The following is a 21643-nucleotide window of genomic DNA, read 5'->3' as shown; positions in this document are numbered from 1 at the left end:
ATCCGGCGGCGCGATACCGGCATTCGGGCTCGCTGCGGCATGTTCGCGGCAGATGGACCTGCGCCGAAACCCCACCGGGCGAACCGGCGACAGGTCCGGCGCCCGGGCATCGCGCGCCGGATACCCATCAGTCACGGATCTTGTAGCCGCGCGCGAGCATGGTGATGGCGATCACCGACACCAGCGTAAAGAACACCGCCGCCACGATCAGGCTGACCAGCGGGTTGGCGTCGCCGACCCCGAAGAAGCCGTGTCGAAACCCGTCGATCATGTAGAAGAACGGGTTGAAGTACGACGCCTGCTGCCAGAACGGCGGCAGATTGTGAATGGAATAGAACACGCCCGAAAGAAAGCTCATCGGGAGGATGAAGAAATTCTGGAATGCCGCCAGATGATCGAACTTGTTGGCGACAATACCGGCGATCAGCCCCATCACCGCGAGGGTGCCCCCGGAGAAGATCAACATCGCCAGCATCAGCAGCGGGTCGTGGATCGGCACGTGCACGAAGAACTGGGTCACGATATAGAGCACGATTGCGACCAGCACCGCGCGCACCAGTGACGCCGCGATATAGGCCAGGTAGATCTCGAAGGCCGACAGCGGGGTCATCAGCAGAAACACCAGGTTGCCCATGATCTTGGACTGGGTGATCGACGACGAGGTATTGGCAAACGAGTTCTGAATGATGCTCATCATCATCAGCCCCGGCACCAGGAATTCCACCGCGCGCACGCCCTCGATGGTCTGGCCGGCCAGCACCTGGCCGAATACCGCCATATACAGCAGCGCGGTAATCACCGGCGCGCCCACGGTCTGGAGAATGACGCTGTAGAAGCGCCGCACTTCCTTGATGAAGAGTGTGTAGCAGCCGCGCCAGTTCATGCCGACACCTCGTCTTCGGAATCCATCGTCAGCTCGACGAAAATATTCTCCAGCGACGGCTCGCGGGTATGCACATCGGTGATGCGATAGCCCGCGTCGCGAATGCCTTCGATCACGTCGCCGATGAAATCCTCGCCCTGCCTCAATTTGAGATCGAGCGTATCGCCGCGCCGCTCCTGCACCAGCCGCTCGACGTCGGCGGGCAGCGCGCCCCCCTGTCCGGTCAATTCAAGCGAGAGAAAACGGTAGGGATGGCGATCCAGCAACGCCTGTTTTTCCTCCAGCACCTGCAGCTCGCCGTGGTTGAGGATAGCGATGCGATCACACAGTTCCTCGGCCTCTTCCAGGTAGTGCGTAGTCAGCACGATGGTATGGCCGGCCTGATTGAGCTCGCGGGTGAACTTCCAGAGCGTACGCCGCAGTTCGACGTCCACGCCGGCGGTCGGCTCATCGAGGATCACCACTTCCGGCTTGTGCACCAGCGCCTGCGCGATCAGCACACGGCGCTTCATGCCGCCGGACAACTGACGGATGGAATCCGCGCCCTTGTCCTCGAGTTCGAGGCGCTCGAGCAGTTCGTCGATCCAGGGCCAGACTTCCTTGCCGCAGCCCTGATAACCGGCCTGCAAGCGCAGCATTTCGCGGACCGAGAAAAACGGGTCGTAGACCAGCTCCTGCGGCACGACGCCCAGCGCGCGGCGGGCAGCGCGGTAGTCGGCCACGACATCGTGGCCCAGAACCGCCACCGAACCGGAGGTCGCCTGGGCCAGCCCAGCGGTAATGGAGATCAATGTGGATTTGCCGGCGCCGTTCGGGCCCAGTAGGCCGAAGTATTCGCCGCGCCGGATATCGAAGGACACGCCCTTGAGCGCATGCGTGGTCGCATAACGCTTCTGGACATCCCGAAAGGATATCGCCGTATCGGTCATGGCATGGGATTTGGGTCGGGGCAAGACGGCGAAGTATACGCCCCGCGTGCAGGCGTCCCAACCTCAACCCCGCCTCAGGTGTGCGGTTGACCGGATCCTGGCACAGCTGCGCTAGGGCCTTTTGCCGTTTCGTGCGAGCGCCGCGTTGGAGACCGCAAATCGTGTCCGGCAAGGCGCGAGTCGCCGGCTCTGGGCGTGCCACGACCCAGACTTGCAACGCCGCAGGGCGCCCCTAGTAATTTTTTTATGGGCGGCCCAACCCTTCGGGACAAGCGCCCAAAGATTAACGACACGACGGCAATCCAGCGTTGTAGCTCTCTCACGTAGAACCACTACGCCACGTTCGCTACGCCTCGTCTTGCCGCAAAACAGCGCTTGGCGCGGACTCGAACGAAACGGCAACAGGCCCTAGAATGCCGCGATGGAAAATGAAACCCTGATCGCCGCCGGCCGGCGCACCATTGCCATAGAAGCCGCCGCAGCTGCCGCGCTGGAATCCCGCATCGACGGCGAATTCGCTCGGGCTGCCGAGTTGATGATGCGCTGCACCGGCCGTGTGATCGTCACCGGCATGGGCAAGTCCGGGCACATCGCGGGCAAGCTGGCGGCCACCCTGGCCTCGACCGGCACGCCGGCGTTCTTCGTGCACCCGGGCGAGGCCAGCCACGGCGATCTCGGCATGATCACCGCCCAGGACGTGGTCATCGCCCTGTCCTACTCCGGCGAAACCGGCGAGATCCTCACGATCCTGCCGCTGCTCGGCCGGCTCGGCGTGCCCATGATCGCCATGACCGGCAAGCCGGAATCGACGCTCGCCACCCGAGCCCACGTGCATCTGGACATATCGGTCGAGATCGAGGCCTGCCCGCTGGAACTGGCGCCCACCGCCTCGACCACCGCCACACTGGTCATGGGCGACGCGCTGGCCATCGCCCTGCTCGAGGCGCGCAACTTCACTGCCGAGGACTTTGCACGCAGCCATCCCGGCGGCGCGCTCGGCCGGCGGCTGCTGCTCACCGTGGCCGACGTCATGCACACCGGCGACGCGCTGCCGCTGGTCGACGAAAACGCCATGATGCGGGAAGCACTGCTGGAGATGACCGCCAAGGGGCTGGGCATGACCGGCGTGGTCGATGCCGACGGCCGATTAACCGGCCTGTTCACCGACGGCGATCTACGCCGGGCGCTGGACCGCGACCTGGACATCAAACGCGCGGTGATCGCCGACTACATGACGCGGGCGCCGAAGACCGTCGATCCGGCCATGCTCGCCGCCGAAGCCGTGCGACTGCTGGAAACCCATCGCATCGGCGGCGGCGCGCTGATGGTGGTGGACGCCGACACGCACCCGATCGGCGCCCTCAACATGCAGGATCTGCTGCGGGCGGGCGTGATATGACGTTTCTCGACCAACCGGACGACGCGCGCACGCCCGCGCTGCGCGCCGCGGCCATCCGTCTGGCCGTGTTCGACGTCGATGGCGTGATGACCGACGGCCGGCTCTATCTCGGCCCGGATGGCGCCGAGACCAAGACCATGCATATCCGCGACGGTCTCGGCCTCAAGCGTCTGGCCGGCGCCGGCGTGGAGATCGCCGTCATCAGTGGCCGGCCCTCGCCGCCGGTGGCCGCGCGGCTGGCCGGTCTCGGCGTGGCCGAAGTGCACATGGCCTGCGACGACAAGGCCGCGAAACTGGCCGAACTGCGCCAGGCGCGCGCGCTCCGCGCCGATCAGATCGCGGTCATGGGCGACGACCTGCCGGACCTCGAGATCATGCGCTCGGCGGGGCTGGCGCTGACGGTCGCCGACGCCGTCCCCGAGATCCGCAGGGTCGCACACTGGGTCAGCGCCGCACCGGGCGGCCACGGCGCCGTGCGCGAAGCCTGCGAGCTGATCATCGCGGCGCGCGAGGCGCCCTGACGTGCTGCGGATCGGCGTGCTGCTGGCGCTTGTCTGTGCGGCCCTGTTCGGGATCGGCAGCTGGCTGGGCACACTCCGGCACTCGTCGTCCCGGCCCGGTCCCGTGCACACGCCCGACAACAGCGACTACTACATGCAAGGCGCCACGGTGTATCAGCTGTCGCCGCAGGGCGCGCTGGCTTATCGCATGACGGTCGCGCAAACACTGCACTTTTCCGACGACTCGGCTCGCCTTTCCGATATTCACGTACACTACGTCAAAGACACGAAAACCTATTGGAACCTGCATGCCGACAAGGGACACGTCCCGGCCGGCCAGCATGATATCTATCTCTACGACGGCGTGATCATCCATCACCCGCGCGGGAACGGGAACGTGGTGAAGGTGACCACGACGCACGCCTGGGTGCGGCCCCGGATCAACCGGGTCGAGTCGGATGCGCACGTCACTGCCATCGAGCCGGGGCGAAAGGTCACCGGCGACGGTATGCGGATCAATCTGGATACGAACAAGCTGAATCTGCTCAAGAATGTGCATGTCACCTACAAGCCCTGATCGCCGCGCTACGCGTTCGATGCTGATCGCGCTGGCGATTCTGGCCGCGATGCTGGCCTCCGGCCTGGCGCAGGCGGCCGGCTCGGGCAAATCGCAGCCATTGCCCATCAACATTCATTCCAACAGCGCCGATTTCGCCCAGAAGTCGGGCGTAAGTACTTATACCGGCAACGTGCACCTCACCCGCGGCGGGCTGACGCTGACCGGCAACAAGCTCGTGGTCACACGGCTCAAGGACCGCAGCCGGATCAGGGCCGTGCTCACCGGCAATCCGGCGCATATCGACAAACAGCCCGATTCGAGCGATAACGAAGTCGTGACCGGACATTCGAACCAGATCGAATACAGCAACGCCAGCTCGGTGATCACCCTGCGGGGGGACGCCGTGGTCAACCGCAACGGCGACCGGATCCGCGGCCCGGTCATCACGTACAACATCGATACCGGCGCAACGCACGCCGAGCGCAGCCAGGGCAGTGGCCAGCGCGTACATATCACCCTCCAGCCCGCCAAAAACAACGGTTCCTGATGGCTGCCTCCGCCGCCCCGAGCGTTGTCGCCGACAACGCGGAGTTGACCGCAACCGGCCTGCGCAAGCGCTACAAGGGCCGTGATGTGGTGCGCGACGTCAACCTGCGCGTTGCCCGCGGTGAAGTGATCGGCCTGCTCGGCCCCAACGGCGCCGGCAAGACCACCTCGTTCTACATGATCGTGGGCCTGGTATCGCCCGATGCCGGCGAAATCGAACTCGCGGGCCGGCGTCTCGCGGGCCTGCCCATGCATCGCCGCTCGCAGATGGGCATCGGCTACCTGCCGCAGGAAGCCTCGGTCTTTCGCAAATTGAGCGTGGCCAACAACATTCGCGCGATTCTGCAGGTGCGCAAGGATCTCGACCGGGCCGGCATCGAGCGCGAGCTGGTCGACCTGATGGACGAACTGTCGATCGGCCACATCGCCGATTCCAAGGGGCTGAATCTTTCCGGCGGCGAACGCCGGCGCGTGGAGATCGCCCGCGCGCTGGCGGCCAGACCCACATTCATGCTCCTGGACGAGCCGTTCGCCGGCATCGACCCGATTTCCATCGGCGACATCCGCGGCATCATCCGCCACCTGCAGAACCGCGGTATTGGTGTACTGATTACCGACCACAATGTCCGCGAGACACTGTCGATCTGCGACCGGGCTTATATCCTGGCCGACGGCACCGTGATCGCCGAAGGCCAGGGGGAGCATATCCTGGCCGATCAGAAGGTCCGCGACGTCTACCTGGGCGAGGATTTCCGGCTATGAAGCAGGGACTTAGCCTCAATTTGAGCCAGACGCTGACGATGACGCCTGCATTGCAGCAGGCGATCCGGATGCTGCAGCTGTCCACGCTCGATCTCAAGACCGAGATCCAGGATGCGCTGGAGTCCAACGTCATGCTCGAGGCCGACGACGGCCACGACGAGATCGATACCAACGCGGCCATCGAAGCACAAAAGAGCGAACGCGAGCAGGCATCGGGCAAGGACGGCGAGATTCCCGAAAACCTGCCGGTCGATGCCGACTGGAACGATATCTACGCGGGTTCCGCGGCACCGGCCGCACCCGCCCCCACGGCCGACGACGAGGACTACTGGGACTACCGCCAGGCCAACCTATCGAGCACGCCCGACCTTCATGCACACCTGACCTGGCAGGCCGACATGCACCCGTTCACGCCCGAACAGCGCGCGATCGCGGCCGTGATCATCGATGCGATCGACAGCAACGGCCTGCTGCTGGATTGGGACGACATCGGCCCGGGTATCGTCGACGAGTTCGAGATCGCGCCCGCACAGGCCGAGGCGGTGCTGCGCCAGATCCAGGATTTCGACCCGCCCGGTGTGGCCGGCCGCAACCTGGCCGAGTGCCTCGCCATTCAGCTGCGCGGCCTGCCGGCCGATGTGCCCGGGCGCGAGGTCGCGCTGACACTGGTGGACCGCGAGTCGCTGGAACAACTGGCCGATCCGAATCGCGACGCCCTGGCGCGGCGGCTGTCGGTGACGCGCGCCGATCTCGAGACCGCCATCGAACTGATCCAGACCCTGCAACCGCATCCTGGCGAGGCGTTCAGCCAGCACGAATCCGACTATGTGATTCCCGAGGTGTTCGTCACGCGCACTGCGAATGGCTGGCATGTCGCGCTCAACGCCGATATCGCGCCCCGGCTGCGCATCAACAGCCAGTATCTGGCACTGATCAAGCGCGCGGACAAATCGGCCGATCAGACCACGCTGAAATCGCATCTGCAGGAGGCCCGCTTCTTCCTCAACAGCCTCAAATCACGCAACGACACCCTGCTCGAGGTGGCGCACTGCATAGTTGAAGCCCAGCGCGCTTTTCTGGAATATGGGGAAGAGGCAATGAAACCTTTGGTGTTGCGCGACGTGGCCGAACAACTCGATATTCACGAATCGACCGTATCCCGGGCGACGGCCAACAAGTACATGCAGACGCCGCGCGGCATCTTCGAGCTCAAGTATTTCTTCTCCAGTCACGTATCCACCACCGACGGCGGCTCGGCTTCGGCCACGGCGATCCAGGCGATGATCAAGCGCATGGTCGCCGGCGAGGCGCCGAACAAGCCCCTGTCCGACAGCAAGCTCGCCGAGGCGCTGCTCGACAACGGCATACAGGTTGCGCGCCGTACGGTGGCCAAATACCGCGAAGCGCTTTCGATTCCGCCCTCGCACGAGCGGCGCCGTAAGGTCAGCTAAGCTGGGTGCCTGTTAATCCTTGTTCGTCCACACACGCTGCCAAGGAGTACGCGATGAACCTGAACATCTCCGGCCACCACGTCGACATGACGAACGCACTGCATCAGTACGTGGCCTCAAAGATGGAACGCATCGAGCGTCATTTCGATCATGTGCTCGACGCTGAAGTGGTTCTCGAAGTCGAAAAACTGCGGCACAAGGCCGAAGTCACCGTGCAACTGCGCGGTGCGACCCTGCATGCCGAGGCCACCAAGGACGACATGTACGCCGCCATCGACTGCATGGTGGACAAGCTCGATCGCCAGACGCTCCGACACAAGGAAAAAATCTGCGATCATCACAATAACCAGGCGCGGCACATCGACATGAGCACCGATTAGGGCTCACTCGCCATGAATATTGCCGATATCGTCGCCCCGGATCGGGTGCAACTGGCCGCGGACGTACAATCGAAAAAGCGCGCCCTCGAACAGCTGGCCGACATCCTGGCCGAGGGCACGCCGTACCTGACGGCGGCCGATGTGTTCAACGGCCTGATCGGACGCGAAAAACTCGGCAGTACCGGCGTGGGGGATGGCGTGGCCATTCCCCACGCCCGCCTCAAGGGCATCGACGAGTGCATCGGGGCCTTCATCCGACTGCCCCAGGGCGTCGACTTCGAAACCACCGATGAACAGCCGGTCGACCTCATTTTCGGGCTGCTGGTGCCGGAAGACGCGACCGACGAACACCTCAAGCTGCTGCGCCAGCTCGCCGAGATCTTTTCCGAGACCGACACCCTGTCGGAGCTGCGCGACGCCGGCGACGATCGCCGCCTCTACCAGACCCTGCTCGATCACGACACGATTACCACCTAGTGTCCTGTAACGCCGCGCTACCACCGCGACCACGGACCGCCCGCCTATGGACAATCTTCGCACCGAGGCCGGCGAGGACGCCGACCGCCGGGTCGCCATCGAAACACTCTACGAACGCCTCGCCGATTCGCTCGAACTGCACTGGCCGGAGCCGCACATCGGCGCGGCCGGCACCCTCGGTGCCACCCGGCACGGCGGCTGGCGCGTACCCACGGTCGGCTATCTCAACTTCATCCATCCGCCACAGGTGCAGATCGTCGGGCAGCCGGAGATCGCCTATCTGGGCCGACTGTCCGACGCGCTCGCCGCGCATCTGCGCGCCCAGCTGACCCAGGGCGCGACGCGCCTGGTGGTGGTCGCCGATGGCCAGCACCTGCCGGATTATCTGCACACGGCGCTACGCGCAGCCGACATTGCGGTGTTCACCACCCATGCCAGCGGGCACCGCGTGGCGTATCGGCTGCGTCATTTCCTCGGCGAGACGCTGGCTCGCCAGATCACTCTGCACGGCGTCTTTCTCGAGGTGCTGTCGATCGGCCTGCTGGTGGTCGGCGACCCCGGTGTCGGCAAATCGGAACTCGCGCTCGAGCTGATCAACCGCGGCCATCGGCTGGTCGCCGACGACGCGCCCGAATTCGTCCTGCTCGGGCCGGACGATCTCAACGGCGGCTGCCCGCCGCTGCTGCAGGATTTTCTCGAAGTGCGCGGGCTTGGCATCCTCAACATCCGTGCGATGTTCGGCGAGGCCGCGATCAAGCGGCGCAAGCAGCTCGGTCTGATCATCCGCCTAGTCCGCGGCGACACCAGCGATACGGCCCCGCCCGACCGGCTTACCGGCGCACGCGCAACCCGCGAGATCCTGGACACATCGATTCCGGAGATCACACTGCCGGTGGCCGTCGGGCATAATCTATCGGTATTGGTCGAAGCCGCCGCGCGCGATCACCTGCTGCGCATGCAGGGCCAGTACAGCGACGAACAATTCGCCGCGCGCCAGGCGCAGGTGATCGGGGCGGACCCCACAGGAGTGAGTTCATGCGACTGATCGTGGTCAGCGGACTGGCCGGCGCCGGCAAATCGGTGGCGCTGAACATGCTTGAGGATCTGGGCTACTACTGCATCGACAACCTGCCGTTGGGGCTGTTGCACGAAGTCTCGGCCGCCACCCTGCGGCGCCAGGGACTGGACTTCGACCGGCTGGCGGTGGGGGTCGATGCACGCGCACGCAAGAATGAAATCGCCGAGTTCGGCGAGCGCGTGGATGATCTGCGCAGCGCCGATCTGGATCTCGAGATCATCTATCTCTACGCCGATGAGGACACCATCTTGCGGCGTTATTCCGAGACGCGCCGCCGGCATCCCTTGTCCAACGAGCAGCGCTCGTTAATCGATGCGGTCGCGCTGGATGTGGAACTGACCCAACCGATCGCAGCCAAGGCCGATATCTCGATCGATACCAGCCGGCTCAACATCCATCAGTTGCGCGACATCATCCGCAATCGGGTGGAAAGCGCCGCCTCGGGCGAATTGTCGATCCTGGTGCAGTCGTTCGGCTTCAAATACGGGCTGCCGCCGGCAGTGGACTTCGTGTTCGACGTGCGCTGCCTGCCCAACCCGCACTGGGTGCCCGAACTGCGCGCGCTCACCGGCCAGGACGCGGCGGTCGCCGCACATCTGGCCGCCCAGCCGGCCACACACGAGATGCGCGACGACATCCTGCGGTTTTTCACCCGCTGGCTGCCCGACTTCGCGCGCGAGGATCGCACCTACATTACCGTGGCGATCGGCTGTACCGGCGGCAAGCACCGCTCGGTCTATCTTGCCGAGCAGATCGGCGAACACTTGCGGCGTCAGTACGCCAACGTGCTGGTTCGCCACAACGAACTGCACTGATGGGCGCGACAACGACAGCGCGCGTCGGTGTGTTGCTGATCGGCCACGGGGCGCTACCCGAAGCGCTCCAGGCGGCGGCCACGCACATCGTCGGCACGCCGTCGCTAACCACGCACGCCATCGGTATCGCGGCGGACGAAAACACCGACACCGCCCGCGCGCGCATCGCCCGTGCCGTCGAGACACTGGACAGCGGCGCCGGCGTGCTGCTACTCATCGACGCACTGGGGGCGACGCCCTACCAGCTGGCACACGCCGCCACCGAGAACCGCGACCGCATCGCGACGGTGACCGGCCTGAACCTGCCCATGCTGGTTCGCGTCTACAATTATCCGGAAATGGAACTGGCCGAACTGGCCGACTCGGCCGCGGCCGCCGGCCGACGCGGCGCCACACGCGCGCCGTAGTCTGCATCGACCACCACAACAAGAGCCGTGCCATGCCAACTCGCGACCTGCCGATCGTCAACAAGCTGGGCCTCCACGCACGCGCGGCCAGCCGATTCGTCACGGTCGCCTCGCAGTTCGATGCCCGCATTACGGTGACCAAGGACGGCCGCGAAGTCTCGGGCAAGTCCATCATGGGCGTGATGATGCTGGCCGCGGCCCGCGGCAGCTCGATCCACGTACAGGCCGAGGGCGACGACGCTTCGGAGGCACTCGACGCACTCGACGCACTGGTCGCCGATCGCTTCGGCGAGAGCCAGTGACCGCGCCTGGCACCAACCCGGCCGGGGCCCGCCGCCGATGAGCCTGTGGCTGTCGGCCATCGGCGCCTCGCGCGGTGTCGCGATCGGGCCCGTGCATCGCATGCACGGCACCGATCTGGACATCCCCGAATATCACATCGCCGGCGACGCAGTCGACGACGAGAGCGCGCGCTTTCACGCTGCCGCCCGCGAAGCGCGCGAGCAGCTGGCCGCCGTGCGCGAGCAGATTCCGGCCAATGCCCCCTCGGAGATCGGCGCGTTCATCGAAACCCATCTGCTGATGATGGACGATGCCGCGCTGATCGATACCGTCACCACCCGCATTCGCGACGACCGGGTCAACGCCGAATGGGCGCTCAAGCTCCAGGCCGAGGAACTGATCGACGTGTTCGAGCAGATGGACGACAGCTACCTGCGCACGCGCCGCGACGATATCGCGCACGTCACCGCGCGCCTGCAGCGGGTGCTGCTGAAACAGGAACATCCCGTCGGCGGCTGCAGCGCCAACGACACCGGCGAGCCGCCGGTGATCGTGGCCGACGAACTCACCCCGGCCGACATCATCCTGTTGCACCAGCAGGGCGTGGCGGCGTTCGTCACCGAGCACGGTGGGCCGCTGTCGCACAGCGCGATCCTCGCCCGCAGCCTGCGCATCCCGGCGTTAATGGGCGCGGTCGGTGCGCGCCGTATTCTCGGCGACGACGAAACCGTGGTCGTCGATGGCGAAGCTGGCCACCTGCTCGCCGGGCCGGACGACGCCGCGCTGGATTTCTATCGCCATCGCCAGCAGCGCGACGCCCGCTATCAACGCATGCTGGCCGTACTGCGCGACGAAGCCGCAGTCTCCGCCGACGGCGTGCGCGCCACCATGCTCGCCAACGTGGAACTGCCGGGCGACGCGATCGAGGCCGGCAAGGTCGGCGCCGAGGGCGTCGGCCTGTATCGCACCGAGTTTCTATTCATGAACCGCGAGGATTCGCCCAGCGAGGACGAACAGTTCGAGGTCTATCGCCAGGTCGTGGCCGCCATCGACGGCCCGGTCACCATCCGCACGCTGGATGCCGGCGCCGACAAGAGCCTCGGCCGGCCGGACAAGGTCTCGCCCAATCCGGCGCTGGGGCTGCGCGCGATCCGCCTGTGCCTGAAGGAGACCGCCCTGTTCCGCACCCAGCTGCGGGCCCTGCTGCGGGCCTCGGCCGAGGGCGAGATGCGCATCATGCTGCCGATGATCTCCACCGTCGGCGAGATGCGCCAGGCACGCCATCTGATCAACGAGGCCGCCGCCGAGCTCGCCGCGGAAGGCATCGCCTACGACCGCGCGCTGCCGGTGGGCGCCATGATCGAGGTGCCCGCCGCCGCCCTGGCCGCCCCGACGCTGGCGCGCTATTGCGATTTCTTCTCGCTCGGCACCAACGATCTGATCCAGTACACACTGGCCATCGATCGCATCGACGACGAGATCAACTATCTCTACGATCCGCTGCATCCGGCCGTGCTTCATCTCATCCGCATGACCATCGATGCCGGGCGCGCGGCCGGCATCAGCGTGTCCATGTGCGGCGAGATGGCCTCCGACAAGCGCTACACGCCGTTGCTGCTCGGACTCGGTCTGACCGAGTTCTCCATGCATCCGGCCAGCGTGCTGGAGGTCAAACGCGCGGTGATGGGCGCCGATGTGGCCCGCCTGCGCCGGCGCACGGCTGAAATCCTGTCGCTGACCGACGCCAACGCCTATCGCGAGGCCCTCGACGGCCTGACCCGTGAAAACAGCGCCTGAGCGCGCAGTCACAGGAGGCCCCGGCCGCCCGGCCCGGTCACGCCCGCGCAGGCCACGTGATCGACGGCGCGAATACCTGATGCGTGCGGCGATGTTCAGCCGGCTGTTGCTGTATCGTGACATGTCGCGCGGTCGACCGGCCGTCCGGGGGTCGGCGTGGCACGGCATAGGCGAACCAGCCCGAAAGCGGGCCGGGTTGCGATCGCGCGCCGCGCAAGCCACCCTCGAAATACGTCACGCCCCCGTCATTCCCGCCCCTCTGCCAAGGCCCGTTACATGAGCGAGCCCGCCGTCCGGACCGATATCCTCGAACAACGCCTGGCGTCGCTCAACGCCGCCCTTGAGTCGGGGCGAATGCGCCGGCTCAAACCGATGCTGGCCTCGTTGTCGCCGGCCGAAATCGCGCTGCTGCTGGAAGCCGTGCCACGCGCCAAGCGCGAGGTGGTGTGGGCGCTGGTGCCCAATGAGGACCACGGCGAGACGCTGCTGCACGTCAACGACGAGGTCCGCGCCGAGCTGATCGACAGCCTCGACCGCGCCACCCTGCTGGCCGCTACCGAAGGCCTGCCGATCGACGATCTGGCCGACCTGATCGAGGATCTGCCCGAACAAGTCACGCGCGAAATGCTGCGCTCGATGGACGCGCAGAATCGCGAGCGGCTCAAGGTCGTCATGGCCTATGCGCCGGATTCCGCCGGCGGCCTGATGAACAACGACACAGTCACGGTGCGCCCGGACGTGTCACTCGACGTGGTCTCGCGCTATCTCAAGCAGCGCAGCTGGCTGCCGGACGATACCGAGTCGTTGTTCGTGGTCTCGCGCTATGGTCGCTATCTCGGCATGCTATCGCTGGCCAAGCTGGTCACGCTCGACCCCGAGCGCGATGTCTCGGAGGTGATGAACACCGACATCGACGCGCTGCCCGTCGACATGCCGGCCGCCCAGGTCGCCAAACGGTTCCAGGATCTCGACCTGATCTCGGCGCCGGTGGTCGACGCCGAAGGCGGACTGCTCGGGCGCATCACCATCGACGACGTGGTCGACGTGATCCGCGACGAGGCCGAGCACAGCATCATGAGCCTCGCCGGCCTGGACGAGGAGGAAGACGTCTTCGCGCCGATCATGCGCAGCGCACGCCGGCGTGCGGTATGGCTCGGCACCAACCTGGCGACCGCGTTTCTGGCCTCCGAGGTGGTGGGCCTGTTCTCGGGCGCCCTGTCCCAGATCGTTGCCCTGGCCGTCCTCATGCCGATCGTGGCCAGCATGGGCGGCATCGGCGGCTCGCAGACACTGACCCTGATGATTCGCGGGCTGTCGCTGGGCCAGATCGGTTTTTCCAACGCCCGGGCCCTGCTGCTCAAGGAGTTGGCCGTAGCGCTGATCAACGGCCTGCTCTGGGGCGTCGTGGTCGGCGGGGTGGCCCTGATCTGGTTCGATAACCTGGGCCTGGCGATCATCATGGCAGTGGCGCTGGTCATCAATCATCTCAACGCCGCCATCACCGGCGTGGCGATTCCGCTGGCCATGAAGAAGATGGGCATCGACCCTGCCCTGGCCGGCTCGGTGGTGCTGACCACGTTCACCGACGTGATCGGCTTCGCCTCGTTCCTCGGTCTCGGCACGCTGTTCCTGCTGCACTGACCGCTGCGCCGGAGCCGGCTGGCCGCCGGCATTGACGCCATCTACTGTCCGGCAATCGTCATCCGGTCGATCACCACGGAGGGCGTGCGTACCGCGCTCTGGTATTCGACATCGTTGCCGAGCGCGGCGATACCGTTGTACATATCGGCCAGATTGCCGGCGACGGTGGCGTTCTCCACCGGATAGGCCAGCGCCCCGTTTTCCACCCACCAGCCGGCGGCACCGCGGGAATAATCGCCGTTGACCAGGTTCACGCCCTGCCCCATCAACTCGGTGACCACCAGGCCCCGGCCCATACCCGCCACCAGCGCATCGAAATCGGCGTCGCCCGGCGCGACATCGATATTGAATATGCCGCCGGCGTTGCCCGTGCTCGCCAGCCCCAGCCGGCGCGCCGAATAGGCCGACAACAGATAGGAGCGCAATACGCCGGCGGCCACCAGATCGCGTTCGACGGTGGCCACACCGTCATCGTCGAAGCCGGTGCTGGCGAGTCCGTGCCGGCGGTGCGGAACCTGGCGCAACGTCACTCCGGGCACGGCGATACGCTGATCGAGCCTGTCCTTGAGAAAACTGGCATTGCGATACAGCGTTCCGCCGCTGATCGCGCCGAACAGATGGCCCCACAGGCTACGTGCGACGCGCGGCGTGAACAGCACCGGCGCAGTCAGGGTCGGCACCGCGCGCGAACCGAGGCGGGCCAACGCGCGATCGGCGGCCAGCCGGCCGATCTCGGCCGGTGCGAACAGCTGCTCGGCCCGGCGCGCCTGCGAGAACGCGATCTCGCGCTGCATGCGTCCGGCCGTATCGCGGGCGATCGCCGTACAGGACGCCGCATGCCGGCTGGCGCGCTCGATGCCGATAAAGCCATGACTGTTGCCGTAGGCGCTGATCGCATCCTGGGTAGCCACGGTCGCGCCGTCGGTCTGGACGATGCGCCGGTCGGTGTCGAGCGCGGCCGCCTCCACGGCCAGCGCCTGGTCCTGGGCCGCCGCCGGGGTGAGCGCCCACGGGTTGTACAGACCCAGGTCCGGCCAGCCGCGCGCCATCAGGGCGGCATCGGCCAGGCCCGCATACGCATCCGGCTCGGTGAAACGCGCGATGGTCAGCGCCTGATCGAGGGCGGCGGCCAGGCCCGTTGGCGTCAGGTCGGTGGTCGAGGCGCTGCCGCTGGCGCGACCGCGATAGACCGTCACCGCCGCCGTACGATCGCCTTCATATTCCAGCGATTCACGATGCCGATCGCGCACCGACACCGACAGACTGCGCGACGCTGAAAGACTCGCCTCGGCTGCATCCGCACCGGCCGCGGCCGCGCGATCGAGCATGGAAGTCAGCGATTCGCGGAGCGCGTCCGCGCCGGGCAGTTCACGGGCATCGGCAGGTACGGCGAGGGTATCGGTCATGCAGCAGGATCCGGGCAGGCAAACCGCCAAAATAGCGGGCGCGCGGCCCCCCACGCAATAAGCGCGCGGCGCGGCGAGCGGTTATGCTGGCGGCATGCCCAGAGGCGATTCCCACAACGAGACCTCGGCCCGCCGCCGGCTGCTCGGCGTGCTGCTGCGTCCGCGCTCGATCAACGGCCTGGTGCTGGCCAGCTTCGCCGTCGTGGCCACACCGCTGATGGTCGCGATCGTGGCCAGCGTGGTCTATGTCAATCAGCTCAATGCGCAGAGCGAGCGGCTGGTGATGCAGGGCGTCGCCGTCACGCGCGACAGCAAACGCCTCAACAGCCTGCTGATCAGCATGGAACGCAGTGCCCGCCAGTATCGCGTACTCGGCCAGGCCGACCTGGTCGATCGCTTCCGCTCACAGGCCCAGGCATTCGAGGGCGAACTCAAGTCCCTGGCCCGCCTGCATCTGGATACGGTGCCGAGCTGGAATCTGTCATCGCTGCGCGAGCAAGTGGCCGGTTTGGCCCAGCGACTTGGCACCGGCGACAAGCAGACCGATCAGGTCATCAGCACGCTGAACACAATCCGCCACTCGACCGATGCCATCGCCGATCAGGGCGCCCGGTTCGTCGACCAGGAGCTCGATCATCTGCAGCGCACGGCGCGCCATGCGCGGCTGTTCCTGCTCGTCTGCGTGTTTGCCCTGATTCCTGCGGCCGTGGCGCTCGGGTTATTTTTGACCTTTGTCATCGCGCGTCCGCTGCGCCAGATTCTGGATGCCGTCAGTCATCTGGGCACGGGCGATTTCTCGCGCCCGGTGTCGATCGTCGCGCCGGCGGCCGAACTCGATCGCCTCGGTGAGCGTCTGGACTGGATGCGCCAGCGTCTGGCCACGCTCGACGAGGAGAAACAACAGTTCATCCGGCACATGTCGCACGAACTCAAGACACCGCTGGCCAGCATCCGCGAAGGTACGGAACTGCTCGCTGACGGCTCGGTCGGCGTTTTGAGCGAGGCACAGCGCGAGGTGGCCACGATTCTGCAGAGCAACAGCCAGGATCTGGCGGCGCTGATCGACAATCTGCTCAATTCGGCGACCTGGCAGCAACAGAGGGCGCGCCTGGAGTACACCGAATTCGATCTGGCGGCGCTGATCGAACGCATGGTCGAACGCCAGAAACTGGCCATCGAGGCACGCGATCTGCGCGTCGATCGACCGCGGTCACCGGTCATACTCAGCGCTGACCGGGATCGATTGCACCTGATCGTGGATAATCTGCTGGCGAATGCAGTCAAATTTTCGCCGATGGGCGGCACTATCCGTATCGAGGTCGAATACGGCCCGACAGAGGGGACGGATCTATATGTATCGGATGACGGGCCCGGCGTGGCGACAACCGAACGAGAACGTATCTTCGAAGCCTTCGTCCGCGGCAGCAGCACGCCCGGCGGCAAGTCCGCGGTCAAGGGGACCGGCATCGGCCTGTCGGTGGTGCGCGACTGCGCCGAAGCCCATGGCGGCTACGCGCAGGTGGTCGTGCGCGGGCATCGCGACAGCGTTTTCCATGTGCATATCCCACGCCGGAACGGGCGCGCCTGAGCAGCGCACGCCACGACGGGGGCTGGCAGTCGCGCTCGGCCTGGCTACGGTCCTGGCCGTATCGGGCTGCGCGCTCGACAAGGGCAACCCGTCGGCAACCGCGCAGACGCCACCTGAAATGTCCGCCCCCGCGTTGACTCTGCTCAGCTATGCCCGCCGGCTGGCGGACACAACACCGGCCGGGCGCGAAGCCGCCGTACGCACGGCCCGCCGCCAGGTTCGGACCAGCCCGAGCGCAATCAGCTATGCCTATCTGGCGCTGGCGCTCGGATCGCCGCACCAGCGGCTTTATACGCCCGACGAGGCCGCGCGCTACGCCAGCCTGGCGCTCAACACCAAGCCGGCGCCCTGGGACCCCGATGCCCGCCAGTACCTGAGCGACTATGCCCGTCTCTACGGCGAACTGACCCAGGCCAACGCCGATGAGCCCAGTGACGCAGCGCAGAAGATCGCGGATCTCAAGGCACGGCTGGCGAAGGCCCAGAACAAACTCAAGGCGCTGTCGAACATCGAAGACCGCCTGGATACTGTCGAGAAACACCCGTGACCGAACACCGAAAGGGCCGGCTGCTGCTGGTCGACGACGACCCGAGCCTGCGTCGCTTGATGACCATTCGCCTCCAAGGCGTCGGACACACCGTGGCCAGCGTCGAAAGCGCCGACCGCGCGCTCGATATCCTGGGCGACTTCGCCGCCGAGTGCGTGATCACCGATCTGCGCATGGACGGCATGGACGGGCTCGACCTGCTGCAACGGCTATCGGCCAATCACCCCAATATTCCGGTCATCGTCATCACGGCCCACGGCACGATCCCCGAAGCCGTGTCGGCGACCCAGGCCGGCGCGCTCGATTTTCTTTCCAAGCCGGTGGACAAGGAAACGCTGCTGGCCCGCGTCGACCAGGCCCTGGCCCAGGGCGGCTTGCCCAGCCGCGACTGGGAATCGATCTGGCAGGCGCGCATCGTGACCCGCTCGCCGCTCATGCGGGAACGGCTGGCCGAGGGCCGAATGGTGGCCGAGACCGACTCCAGCGTGCTGATCACCGGCGAATCCGGCACCGGCAAGGAAGTCATGGCGCGTGTCATGCATGAAGCCAGCCCGCGCGCCCAGCACGCGTTCGTGGCGTTGAACTGCGGCGCCATGCCCGAGCAGTTGCTGGAGTCGGAACTGTTCGGCCACGAAAAAGGCGCATTCACCGATGCCAAGAGCGCCCAGCCCGGGCTGTTCCGCTCGGCCGAGGGCGGCACCCTCTTTCTGGACGAAATCGGCGATATGCCGATCGCCCTTCAGGTCAAGCTCCTGCGCGTACTCCAGGAACGCGAGATCCGGCCGGTCGGCGGCCGGCATAGCATCCCGGTAGACGTGCGCGTGATCTCGGCCACCCACCGTAATCTGGATACGGCCATCAACGAGGGCACGTTCCGCGAGGATCTCTACTATCGTCTGGCCGTGGTCAGCCTGGCACTGCCTTCACTTGCCGAGCGGCCCGAAGACATCGCGCCCCTGGTGCGGCATTTCCTGGATCGCCTCGCGCGCCGATCGGGGCGACGGGCCAAGGTCTATGCCCCCGAAGCCATGGAACGGCTTACGGCGTACAGCTGGCCGGGCAATATTCGGCAACTGTCCAACGTGGTCGAACACAATGTCGCGCTCACGCGCGGCCCGGTGATCGGCCGTGCCGCCGTAGACAAGGCGCTGGCCCAGCACGGCGGCCCCGACGCGTCGGCCTCGAGCATCCGGCCCCTGGCACAGGCGCGGGACGAGTTCGTGCACGACTACCTCGTCCAGTTATTGCGCATCACCGAAGGCAACGTCGCCCGAAGCGCCCGGCTCGCCCAGCGCAACCGCACCGAATTTTACAAGCTGCTGGCGCGTCACGATGTCGATCCGGGGCAGTTCAAGTCCTGAATCCGGCTGTTGCCCGTAGACGACAACCATTGGTGCCGTTCCCGTGCTTTATGTCGCCTCATGGCGACATTATTTTATATTTATATTCAATTACTTAAATAATAACTAAGCCATCCGTCGCTGATTGGCGACGGTTTTCCGCGCCACTGGGCCCGATCCGCTGGCCGGGCGCGCCGGAAGTGCTTAATTGTATTTATAAGTTATTGATATTAATTTATTTTCCTTTTTCTGGCACGGCGGTTGCTAAACCCTAAACAAATTCGGACGACAGACCGCACTTGCAGCACCGATAACGAACGGCCGACAGGCTTCGACGCTGCCGCCCCACGCTTCGCGCGCCAGGGTGGCACGGACTGGCGATGACCGTTGCCGTCATGTCGAGGATTCGGCTATTCGCACGGATGATTGTCGGAAGTGGCGATCGGATCACAACAAAGGAGTTTGAACAGTCGGAACAACCCACGAATCGTCGGCAACCGCACAGTCGAACCGACACCTGGTGGCTTGTTCAACAGAGTTCGCGTGATTGCGCGACATGGGTTCGCCTGGTCGGGCCGGTTTCCCCGGTCCCCCCCTCGTGCCTCGGCGTTAACGGCCCGGCCAGAGCGAATTTTTCCGATGTCCTGCAGCGCAGCCACGCACCCGTTTCGCCGGTCGGGCCGGGGGTTCTCCCGGTCCCCCCCTCGTGCCTCGGCGTAGCCCGGCCCGACTCGGCGGATTATCAAAGAAGAAAAGCACGGGCGGGTCACCGCCCTCTCAAGGCCGCGAATCGCGGCCTTTTTTATGCCCGACCCGGGGCCGGCGTCTGAACGCGCCGGCCCCGACGGTCCGGGCCGCCTTGCGAACCCGGTCGCAGGATACGCTTGGCGCCTGTTCCAACAGGCGCTTGTTCCGCGGGCGGGGACGCCGGTCAGGCGCGGGGTTCAAGCGCGGCGAGCAGTTTGTCGTGAATACCGCCGAAGCCGCCATTGCTCATCACCACGACGACATCACCCGGGCGCGCCTCGGCCGCGATCGCCGCCACCAGCGCGTCGATATCATCGACTGCACGGAACCGATCGCCGAGGGCACGCATGGCGCCGGCCAGGTCCCAGTCGATGCCGGCGTCGTAGCCGTAAACACGGTCCGCGCTTTCGAAGCTGGCCGCCAGGGTGTGCTCGTGCACCCCGGCCCGCATGGTATTCGAGCGCGGCTCGAAGGCCACCAGCACGCGTCCTTTCGGCCGCCCCGCGGTCAGGCCATCCAGCGTCGTGCGGATAGCGGTCGGGTGATGCGCGAAATCGTCATAGACCGCCACCCCGCCCGGCGTGCCGCGGAGTTCCAGTCGCCGCTTGACGCCACGAAATCCGGCCAGCGCGCCGATGGCAGCGCGCGGCTCGACGCCGGCGTGCTCGGCTGCGGCGATCGCGGCGCAGGCATTCGCGGCGTTGTGGGCGCCCTTGAGCGCCCAGGCCAGTTCGCCGACGACTTCGGGGCCCCGATAAATGCGCAGTCGACCATGATCCGGGCGCAGGGGCTCGACATGCCACCCTGCCGCGCCGTTGAATGGGACCCGCGGCGTCCAGCAGCCCTGTGCGATGACGGTATCAAGCGCCGCGTCGGCCGCGTTGTGCACGATGCGCCCCGAGCCCGGCACGGTGCGAAGCAGATGATGGAACTGGCGCTGGATCGCGGCCAGGTCATCGAAAATATCGGCGTGATCGAACTCGAGATTGTTGAGAATCAGCGTGCGCGGCCGGTAGTGGACGAACTTCGAGCGCTTGTCGAAAAAGGCCGTGTCGTACTCGTCGGCCTCGACCACGAACCACTTGGAACTACCGAGCGCTGCCGAGGCCCCCAGATCCGCGGCGATGCCGCCGATCAGCCAGCCGGGTGCGGCACCCTGGTCGATCAGTATGTGCGCGAGCATGCTCGCGGTGGTGGTTTTGCCATGCGTGCCGGCCACCGCCAGCACCCAGCGATCCGCGAGTACGTTATCGGCCAGCCACTGGGGGCCCGAGGTGTAGGCGAGCCCCGCGTCCAGCATGTATTCGATCGCGGCATTACCGCGCGCCATCGCGTTGCCGACCACGACCTGATCCGGCGCCGGCTCCAGATGGCTCGGCGCATAGCCGTCCATGACCGCGATGCCGGCCTCGGCCAGCTGAGTGCTCATGGGCGGATAGAGCCCCTGGTCGGAGCCCGTTACCGTATGCCCCGCTGCCCGCGCCAGCAGCGCCACACCCGCCATGAACGTGCCGCCGATTCCCAGAATATGGATGTGCATCGCAAACTCGAGTGGCAGGCGCTATCCCGACGAACTCAGCCGAGAGCCGAAAAGACCAGCATCAACAACAACTCGAAGCCGACAGTTACGGCCACGCCGAAAAAGATCGGCACGTTGAGCGCATGCCGATAGATATGGGTATAGATCGCCAGCCCCCAGATCCCGACCACCAGATAGGCCAGCGCGAACAGCGGCGACGGCATCGGCACCTGCGACGGATCGGTCGCGCTGCGCAATGCATCCAGATAGGGCCGCAGGGCGCGCGTGGGGGCGAGCATGATCAGCGTGAGCACCGTCCCCGAGGAAAACAAGGCGGTCGCAGTCTGGTTGAAGCGATTCGACAACCCCCGCAGACGCAGGATCACCGCCACGTACAGGCCGAGCATGAGCGTCGCCAGGCCCGCCTGGACCAGCGCCGCCGCCAACGGACCGACCAGCGCGACCTGAACGAACAGAACGATACAATAAGCCGCTATGCTGACCACCAATGTTGCCTGATCGCCGGGCATGTCCTGCGGCCCGCGGCGAAACAGCATGAGGTCGACGAGTCGGCGGACAAAATCCATGGT

Annotated in this window: 22 protein-coding genes; 17 read left to right on the top strand and 5 right to left on the bottom strand. The window is 65.9% G+C overall.

Annotated elements, in window-relative coordinates; all coding sequences use genetic code 11:
• Positions 1-127: 127 nt before the first annotated feature.
• Positions 128-883: an ABC transporter permease gene (locus SALB1_RS11235; protein ID WP_109993956.1), complete on the bottom strand. Its 756-nt coding sequence runs from the start codon at positions 881-883 to the stop codon at positions 128-130.
• Entirely contained in the window at positions 880-1812 is a 933-nt protein-coding gene (locus tag SALB1_RS11230; protein WP_109993955.1) for an ABC transporter ATP-binding protein, read from the bottom strand. The genes SALB1_RS11235 and SALB1_RS11230 overlap by 4 nt, the downstream gene beginning before the upstream one ends.
• Before the next feature lie 421 nt (positions 1813-2233).
• Here SALB1_RS11230 and SALB1_RS11225 point away from each other — a divergent pair, with 421 nt between their 5' ends.
• The 14 genes from SALB1_RS11225 to mgtE all read left to right on the top strand — a co-directional run bounded on the left by SALB1_RS11225 (position 2234) and on the right by mgtE (position 13906).
• Positions 2234-3211 carry a KpsF/GutQ family sugar-phosphate isomerase gene (locus SALB1_RS11225; RefSeq protein WP_109993954.1) on the top strand — a complete coding sequence of 326 codons (978 nt, stop codon included), beginning with the start codon at positions 2234-2236 and terminating at the stop codon, positions 3209-3211.
• Complete coding sequence (locus SALB1_RS11220) at positions 3208-3732, top strand: HAD family hydrolase (protein ID WP_109993953.1); 525 nt, start codon at positions 3208-3210, stop codon at positions 3730-3732. Before SALB1_RS11225 ends, SALB1_RS11220 begins: the two co-directional genes overlap by 4 nt.
• A gap of 1 nt (position 3733) precedes the next feature.
• Positions 3734-4288: an LPS export ABC transporter periplasmic protein LptC gene (gene lptC / locus SALB1_RS11215; protein ID WP_109993952.1), complete on the top strand. Its 555-nt coding sequence runs from the start codon at positions 3734-3736 to the stop codon at positions 4286-4288.
• Positions 4269-4817: a lipopolysaccharide transport periplasmic protein LptA gene (gene lptA / locus SALB1_RS11210; RefSeq protein ID WP_158590712.1), complete on the top strand. Its 549-nt coding sequence runs from the start codon at positions 4269-4271 to the stop codon at positions 4815-4817. Before lptC ends, lptA begins: the two co-directional genes overlap by 20 nt.
• Positions 4817-5578, top strand: coding sequence for an LPS export ABC transporter ATP-binding protein (gene lptB, locus SALB1_RS11205; RefSeq protein WP_109993950.1), 762 nt, complete (start codon positions 4817-4819; stop codon positions 5576-5578). Before lptA ends, lptB begins: the two co-directional genes overlap by 1 nt.
• Positions 5575-7029 (top strand): RNA polymerase factor sigma-54, encoded by a 1455-nt coding sequence (locus SALB1_RS11200; protein ID WP_109993949.1) that lies wholly within the window; start codon positions 5575-5577, stop codon positions 7027-7029. The genes lptB and SALB1_RS11200 overlap by 4 nt, the downstream gene beginning before the upstream one ends.
• A 53-nt stretch (positions 7030-7082) precedes the next feature.
• Complete coding sequence (hpf, locus tag SALB1_RS11195; RefSeq protein ID WP_109993948.1) at positions 7083-7409, top strand: ribosome hibernation-promoting factor, HPF/YfiA family; 327 nt, start codon at positions 7083-7085, stop codon at positions 7407-7409.
• A 12-nt stretch (positions 7410-7421) separates the two neighbouring features.
• Entirely contained in the window at positions 7422-7886 is a 465-nt protein-coding gene (locus SALB1_RS11190) for a PTS sugar transporter subunit IIA (RefSeq protein WP_109993947.1), read from the top strand.
• A gap of 46 nt (positions 7887-7932) precedes the next feature.
• Positions 7933-8931, top strand: coding sequence for an HPr(Ser) kinase/phosphatase (gene hprK / locus SALB1_RS11185; protein WP_109993946.1), 999 nt, complete (start codon positions 7933-7935; stop codon positions 8929-8931).
• Complete coding sequence (rapZ, locus tag SALB1_RS11180) at positions 8922-9779, top strand: RNase adapter RapZ (protein WP_109993945.1); 858 nt, start codon at positions 8922-8924, stop codon at positions 9777-9779. Before hprK ends, rapZ begins: the two co-directional genes overlap by 10 nt.
• Entirely contained in the window at positions 9779-10186 is a 408-nt protein-coding gene (locus tag SALB1_RS11175) for a PTS sugar transporter subunit IIA (RefSeq protein ID WP_109993944.1), read from the top strand. The genes rapZ and SALB1_RS11175 overlap by 1 nt, the downstream gene beginning before the upstream one ends.
• Before the next feature lie 32 nt (positions 10187-10218).
• Positions 10219-10488 (top strand): HPr family phosphocarrier protein, encoded by a 270-nt coding sequence (locus SALB1_RS11170; RefSeq protein ID WP_109993943.1) that lies wholly within the window; start codon positions 10219-10221, stop codon positions 10486-10488.
• Between the two features lie 37 nt (positions 10489-10525).
• Positions 10526-12265: a phosphoenolpyruvate--protein phosphotransferase gene (gene ptsP / locus SALB1_RS11165; RefSeq protein WP_109993942.1), complete on the top strand. Its 1740-nt coding sequence runs from the start codon at positions 10526-10528 to the stop codon at positions 12263-12265.
• Positions 12266-12541: 276 nt separating this feature from the next.
• Positions 12542-13906, top strand: coding sequence for a magnesium transporter (gene mgtE / locus SALB1_RS11160; protein ID WP_109993941.1), 1365 nt, complete (start codon positions 12542-12544; stop codon positions 13904-13906).
• Positions 13907-13947: 41 nt separating this feature from the next.
• Here mgtE and pmbA read toward each other — a convergent pair whose 3' ends face one another.
• Positions 13948-15312 carry a metalloprotease PmbA gene (gene pmbA / locus SALB1_RS11155; protein ID WP_109993940.1) on the bottom strand — a complete coding sequence of 455 codons (1365 nt, stop codon included), beginning with the start codon at positions 15310-15312 and terminating at the stop codon, positions 13948-13950.
• Between the two features lie 94 nt (positions 15313-15406).
• Between pmbA and SALB1_RS11150 the strand changes: the two genes are divergently transcribed.
• From SALB1_RS11150 to SALB1_RS11140, 3 genes are read left to right on the top strand one after another with little or no spacing between them, the layout of a single operon-like run.
• Positions 15407-16900 carry an ATP-binding protein gene (locus SALB1_RS11150; protein WP_109993939.1) on the top strand — a complete coding sequence of 498 codons (1494 nt, stop codon included), beginning with the start codon at positions 15407-15409 and terminating at the stop codon, positions 16898-16900.
• Complete coding sequence (locus SALB1_RS11145; protein WP_109993938.1) at positions 16866-17447, top strand: hypothetical protein; 582 nt, start codon at positions 16866-16868, stop codon at positions 17445-17447. Before SALB1_RS11150 ends, SALB1_RS11145 begins: the two co-directional genes overlap by 35 nt.
• The gene (locus SALB1_RS11140) at positions 17444-18808 is read left to right on the top strand and encodes a sigma 54-interacting transcriptional regulator (protein ID WP_109993937.1); all 1365 of its coding nucleotides are present in this window, start codon (positions 17444-17446) and stop codon (positions 18806-18808) included. The genes SALB1_RS11145 and SALB1_RS11140 overlap by 4 nt, the downstream gene beginning before the upstream one ends.
• Before the next feature lie 910 nt (positions 18809-19718).
• Here the strand turns inward: SALB1_RS11140 and mpl are convergent.
• Both mpl and SALB1_RS11130 read right to left on the bottom strand, forming a co-directional pair.
• Positions 19719-21074 (bottom strand): UDP-N-acetylmuramate:L-alanyl-gamma-D-glutamyl-meso-diaminopimelate ligase, encoded by a 1356-nt coding sequence (gene mpl, locus SALB1_RS11135; RefSeq protein ID WP_109993936.1) that lies wholly within the window; start codon positions 21072-21074, stop codon positions 19719-19721.
• Positions 21075-21109: 35 nt separating this feature from the next.
• Complete coding sequence (locus SALB1_RS11130; protein WP_109993935.1) at positions 21110-21640, bottom strand: hypothetical protein; 531 nt, start codon at positions 21638-21640, stop codon at positions 21110-21112.
• Positions 21641-21643: the final 3 nt, after the last annotated feature.

The sequence above is a fragment of the Salinisphaera sp. LB1 genome, assembly GCF_003177035.1.
Taxonomy (GTDB): Bacteria; Pseudomonadota; Gammaproteobacteria; order Nevskiales; family Salinisphaeraceae; genus Salinisphaera.
Note: the sequence above shows the minus strand (reverse complement) of the source record. Positions and strands in the feature narration are given on the sequence as shown.

Coding starts and splice junctions, on each gene's coding strand:
- SALB1_RS11225 (WP_109993954.1), top strand. CDS start 2,234: ATGGAAAATGAAACCCTGATCGCCGCCGGCCGGCGCACCATTGCCATA.
- lptA (WP_158590712.1), top strand. CDS start 4,269: ATGTCACCTACAAGCCCTGATCGCCGCGCTACGCGTTCGATGCTGATC.
- SALB1_RS11220 (WP_109993953.1), top strand. CDS start 3,208: ATGACGTTTCTCGACCAACCGGACGACGCGCGCACGCCCGCGCTGCGC.
- hprK (WP_109993946.1), top strand. CDS start 7,933: ATGGACAATCTTCGCACCGAGGCCGGCGAGGACGCCGACCGCCGGGTC.
- SALB1_RS11130 (WP_109993935.1), bottom strand. CDS start 21,640: ATGGATTTTGTCCGCCGACTCGTCGACCTCATGCTGTTTCGCCGCGGG.
- mpl (WP_109993936.1), bottom strand. CDS start 21,074: ATGCACATCCATATTCTGGGAATCGGCGGCACGTTCATGGCGGGTGTG.
- ptsP (WP_109993942.1), top strand. CDS start 10,526: ATGAGCCTGTGGCTGTCGGCCATCGGCGCCTCGCGCGGTGTCGCGATC.
- pmbA (WP_109993940.1), bottom strand. CDS start 15,312: ATGACCGATACCCTCGCCGTACCTGCCGATGCCCGTGAACTGCCCGGC.
- SALB1_RS11190 (WP_109993947.1), top strand. CDS start 7,422: ATGAATATTGCCGATATCGTCGCCCCGGATCGGGTGCAACTGGCCGCG.
- rapZ (WP_109993945.1), top strand. CDS start 8,922: ATGCGACTGATCGTGGTCAGCGGACTGGCCGGCGCCGGCAAATCGGTG.
- SALB1_RS11150 (WP_109993939.1), top strand. CDS start 15,407: ATGCCCAGAGGCGATTCCCACAACGAGACCTCGGCCCGCCGCCGGCTG.
- hpf (WP_109993948.1), top strand. CDS start 7,083: ATGAACCTGAACATCTCCGGCCACCACGTCGACATGACGAACGCACTG.
- SALB1_RS11170 (WP_109993943.1), top strand. CDS start 10,219: ATGCCAACTCGCGACCTGCCGATCGTCAACAAGCTGGGCCTCCACGCA.
- SALB1_RS11230 (WP_109993955.1), bottom strand. CDS start 1,812: ATGACCGATACGGCGATATCCTTTCGGGATGTCCAGAAGCGTTATGCG.
- SALB1_RS11200 (WP_109993949.1), top strand. CDS start 5,575: ATGAAGCAGGGACTTAGCCTCAATTTGAGCCAGACGCTGACGATGACG.
- lptB (WP_109993950.1), top strand. CDS start 4,817: ATGGCTGCCTCCGCCGCCCCGAGCGTTGTCGCCGACAACGCGGAGTTG.
- SALB1_RS11235 (WP_109993956.1), bottom strand. CDS start 883: ATGAACTGGCGCGGCTGCTACACACTCTTCATCAAGGAAGTGCGGCGC.
- SALB1_RS11145 (WP_109993938.1), top strand. CDS start 16,866: ATGTGCATATCCCACGCCGGAACGGGCGCGCCTGAGCAGCGCACGCCA.
- mgtE (WP_109993941.1), top strand. CDS start 12,542: ATGAGCGAGCCCGCCGTCCGGACCGATATCCTCGAACAACGCCTGGCG.
- SALB1_RS11175 (WP_109993944.1), top strand. CDS start 9,779: ATGGGCGCGACAACGACAGCGCGCGTCGGTGTGTTGCTGATCGGCCAC.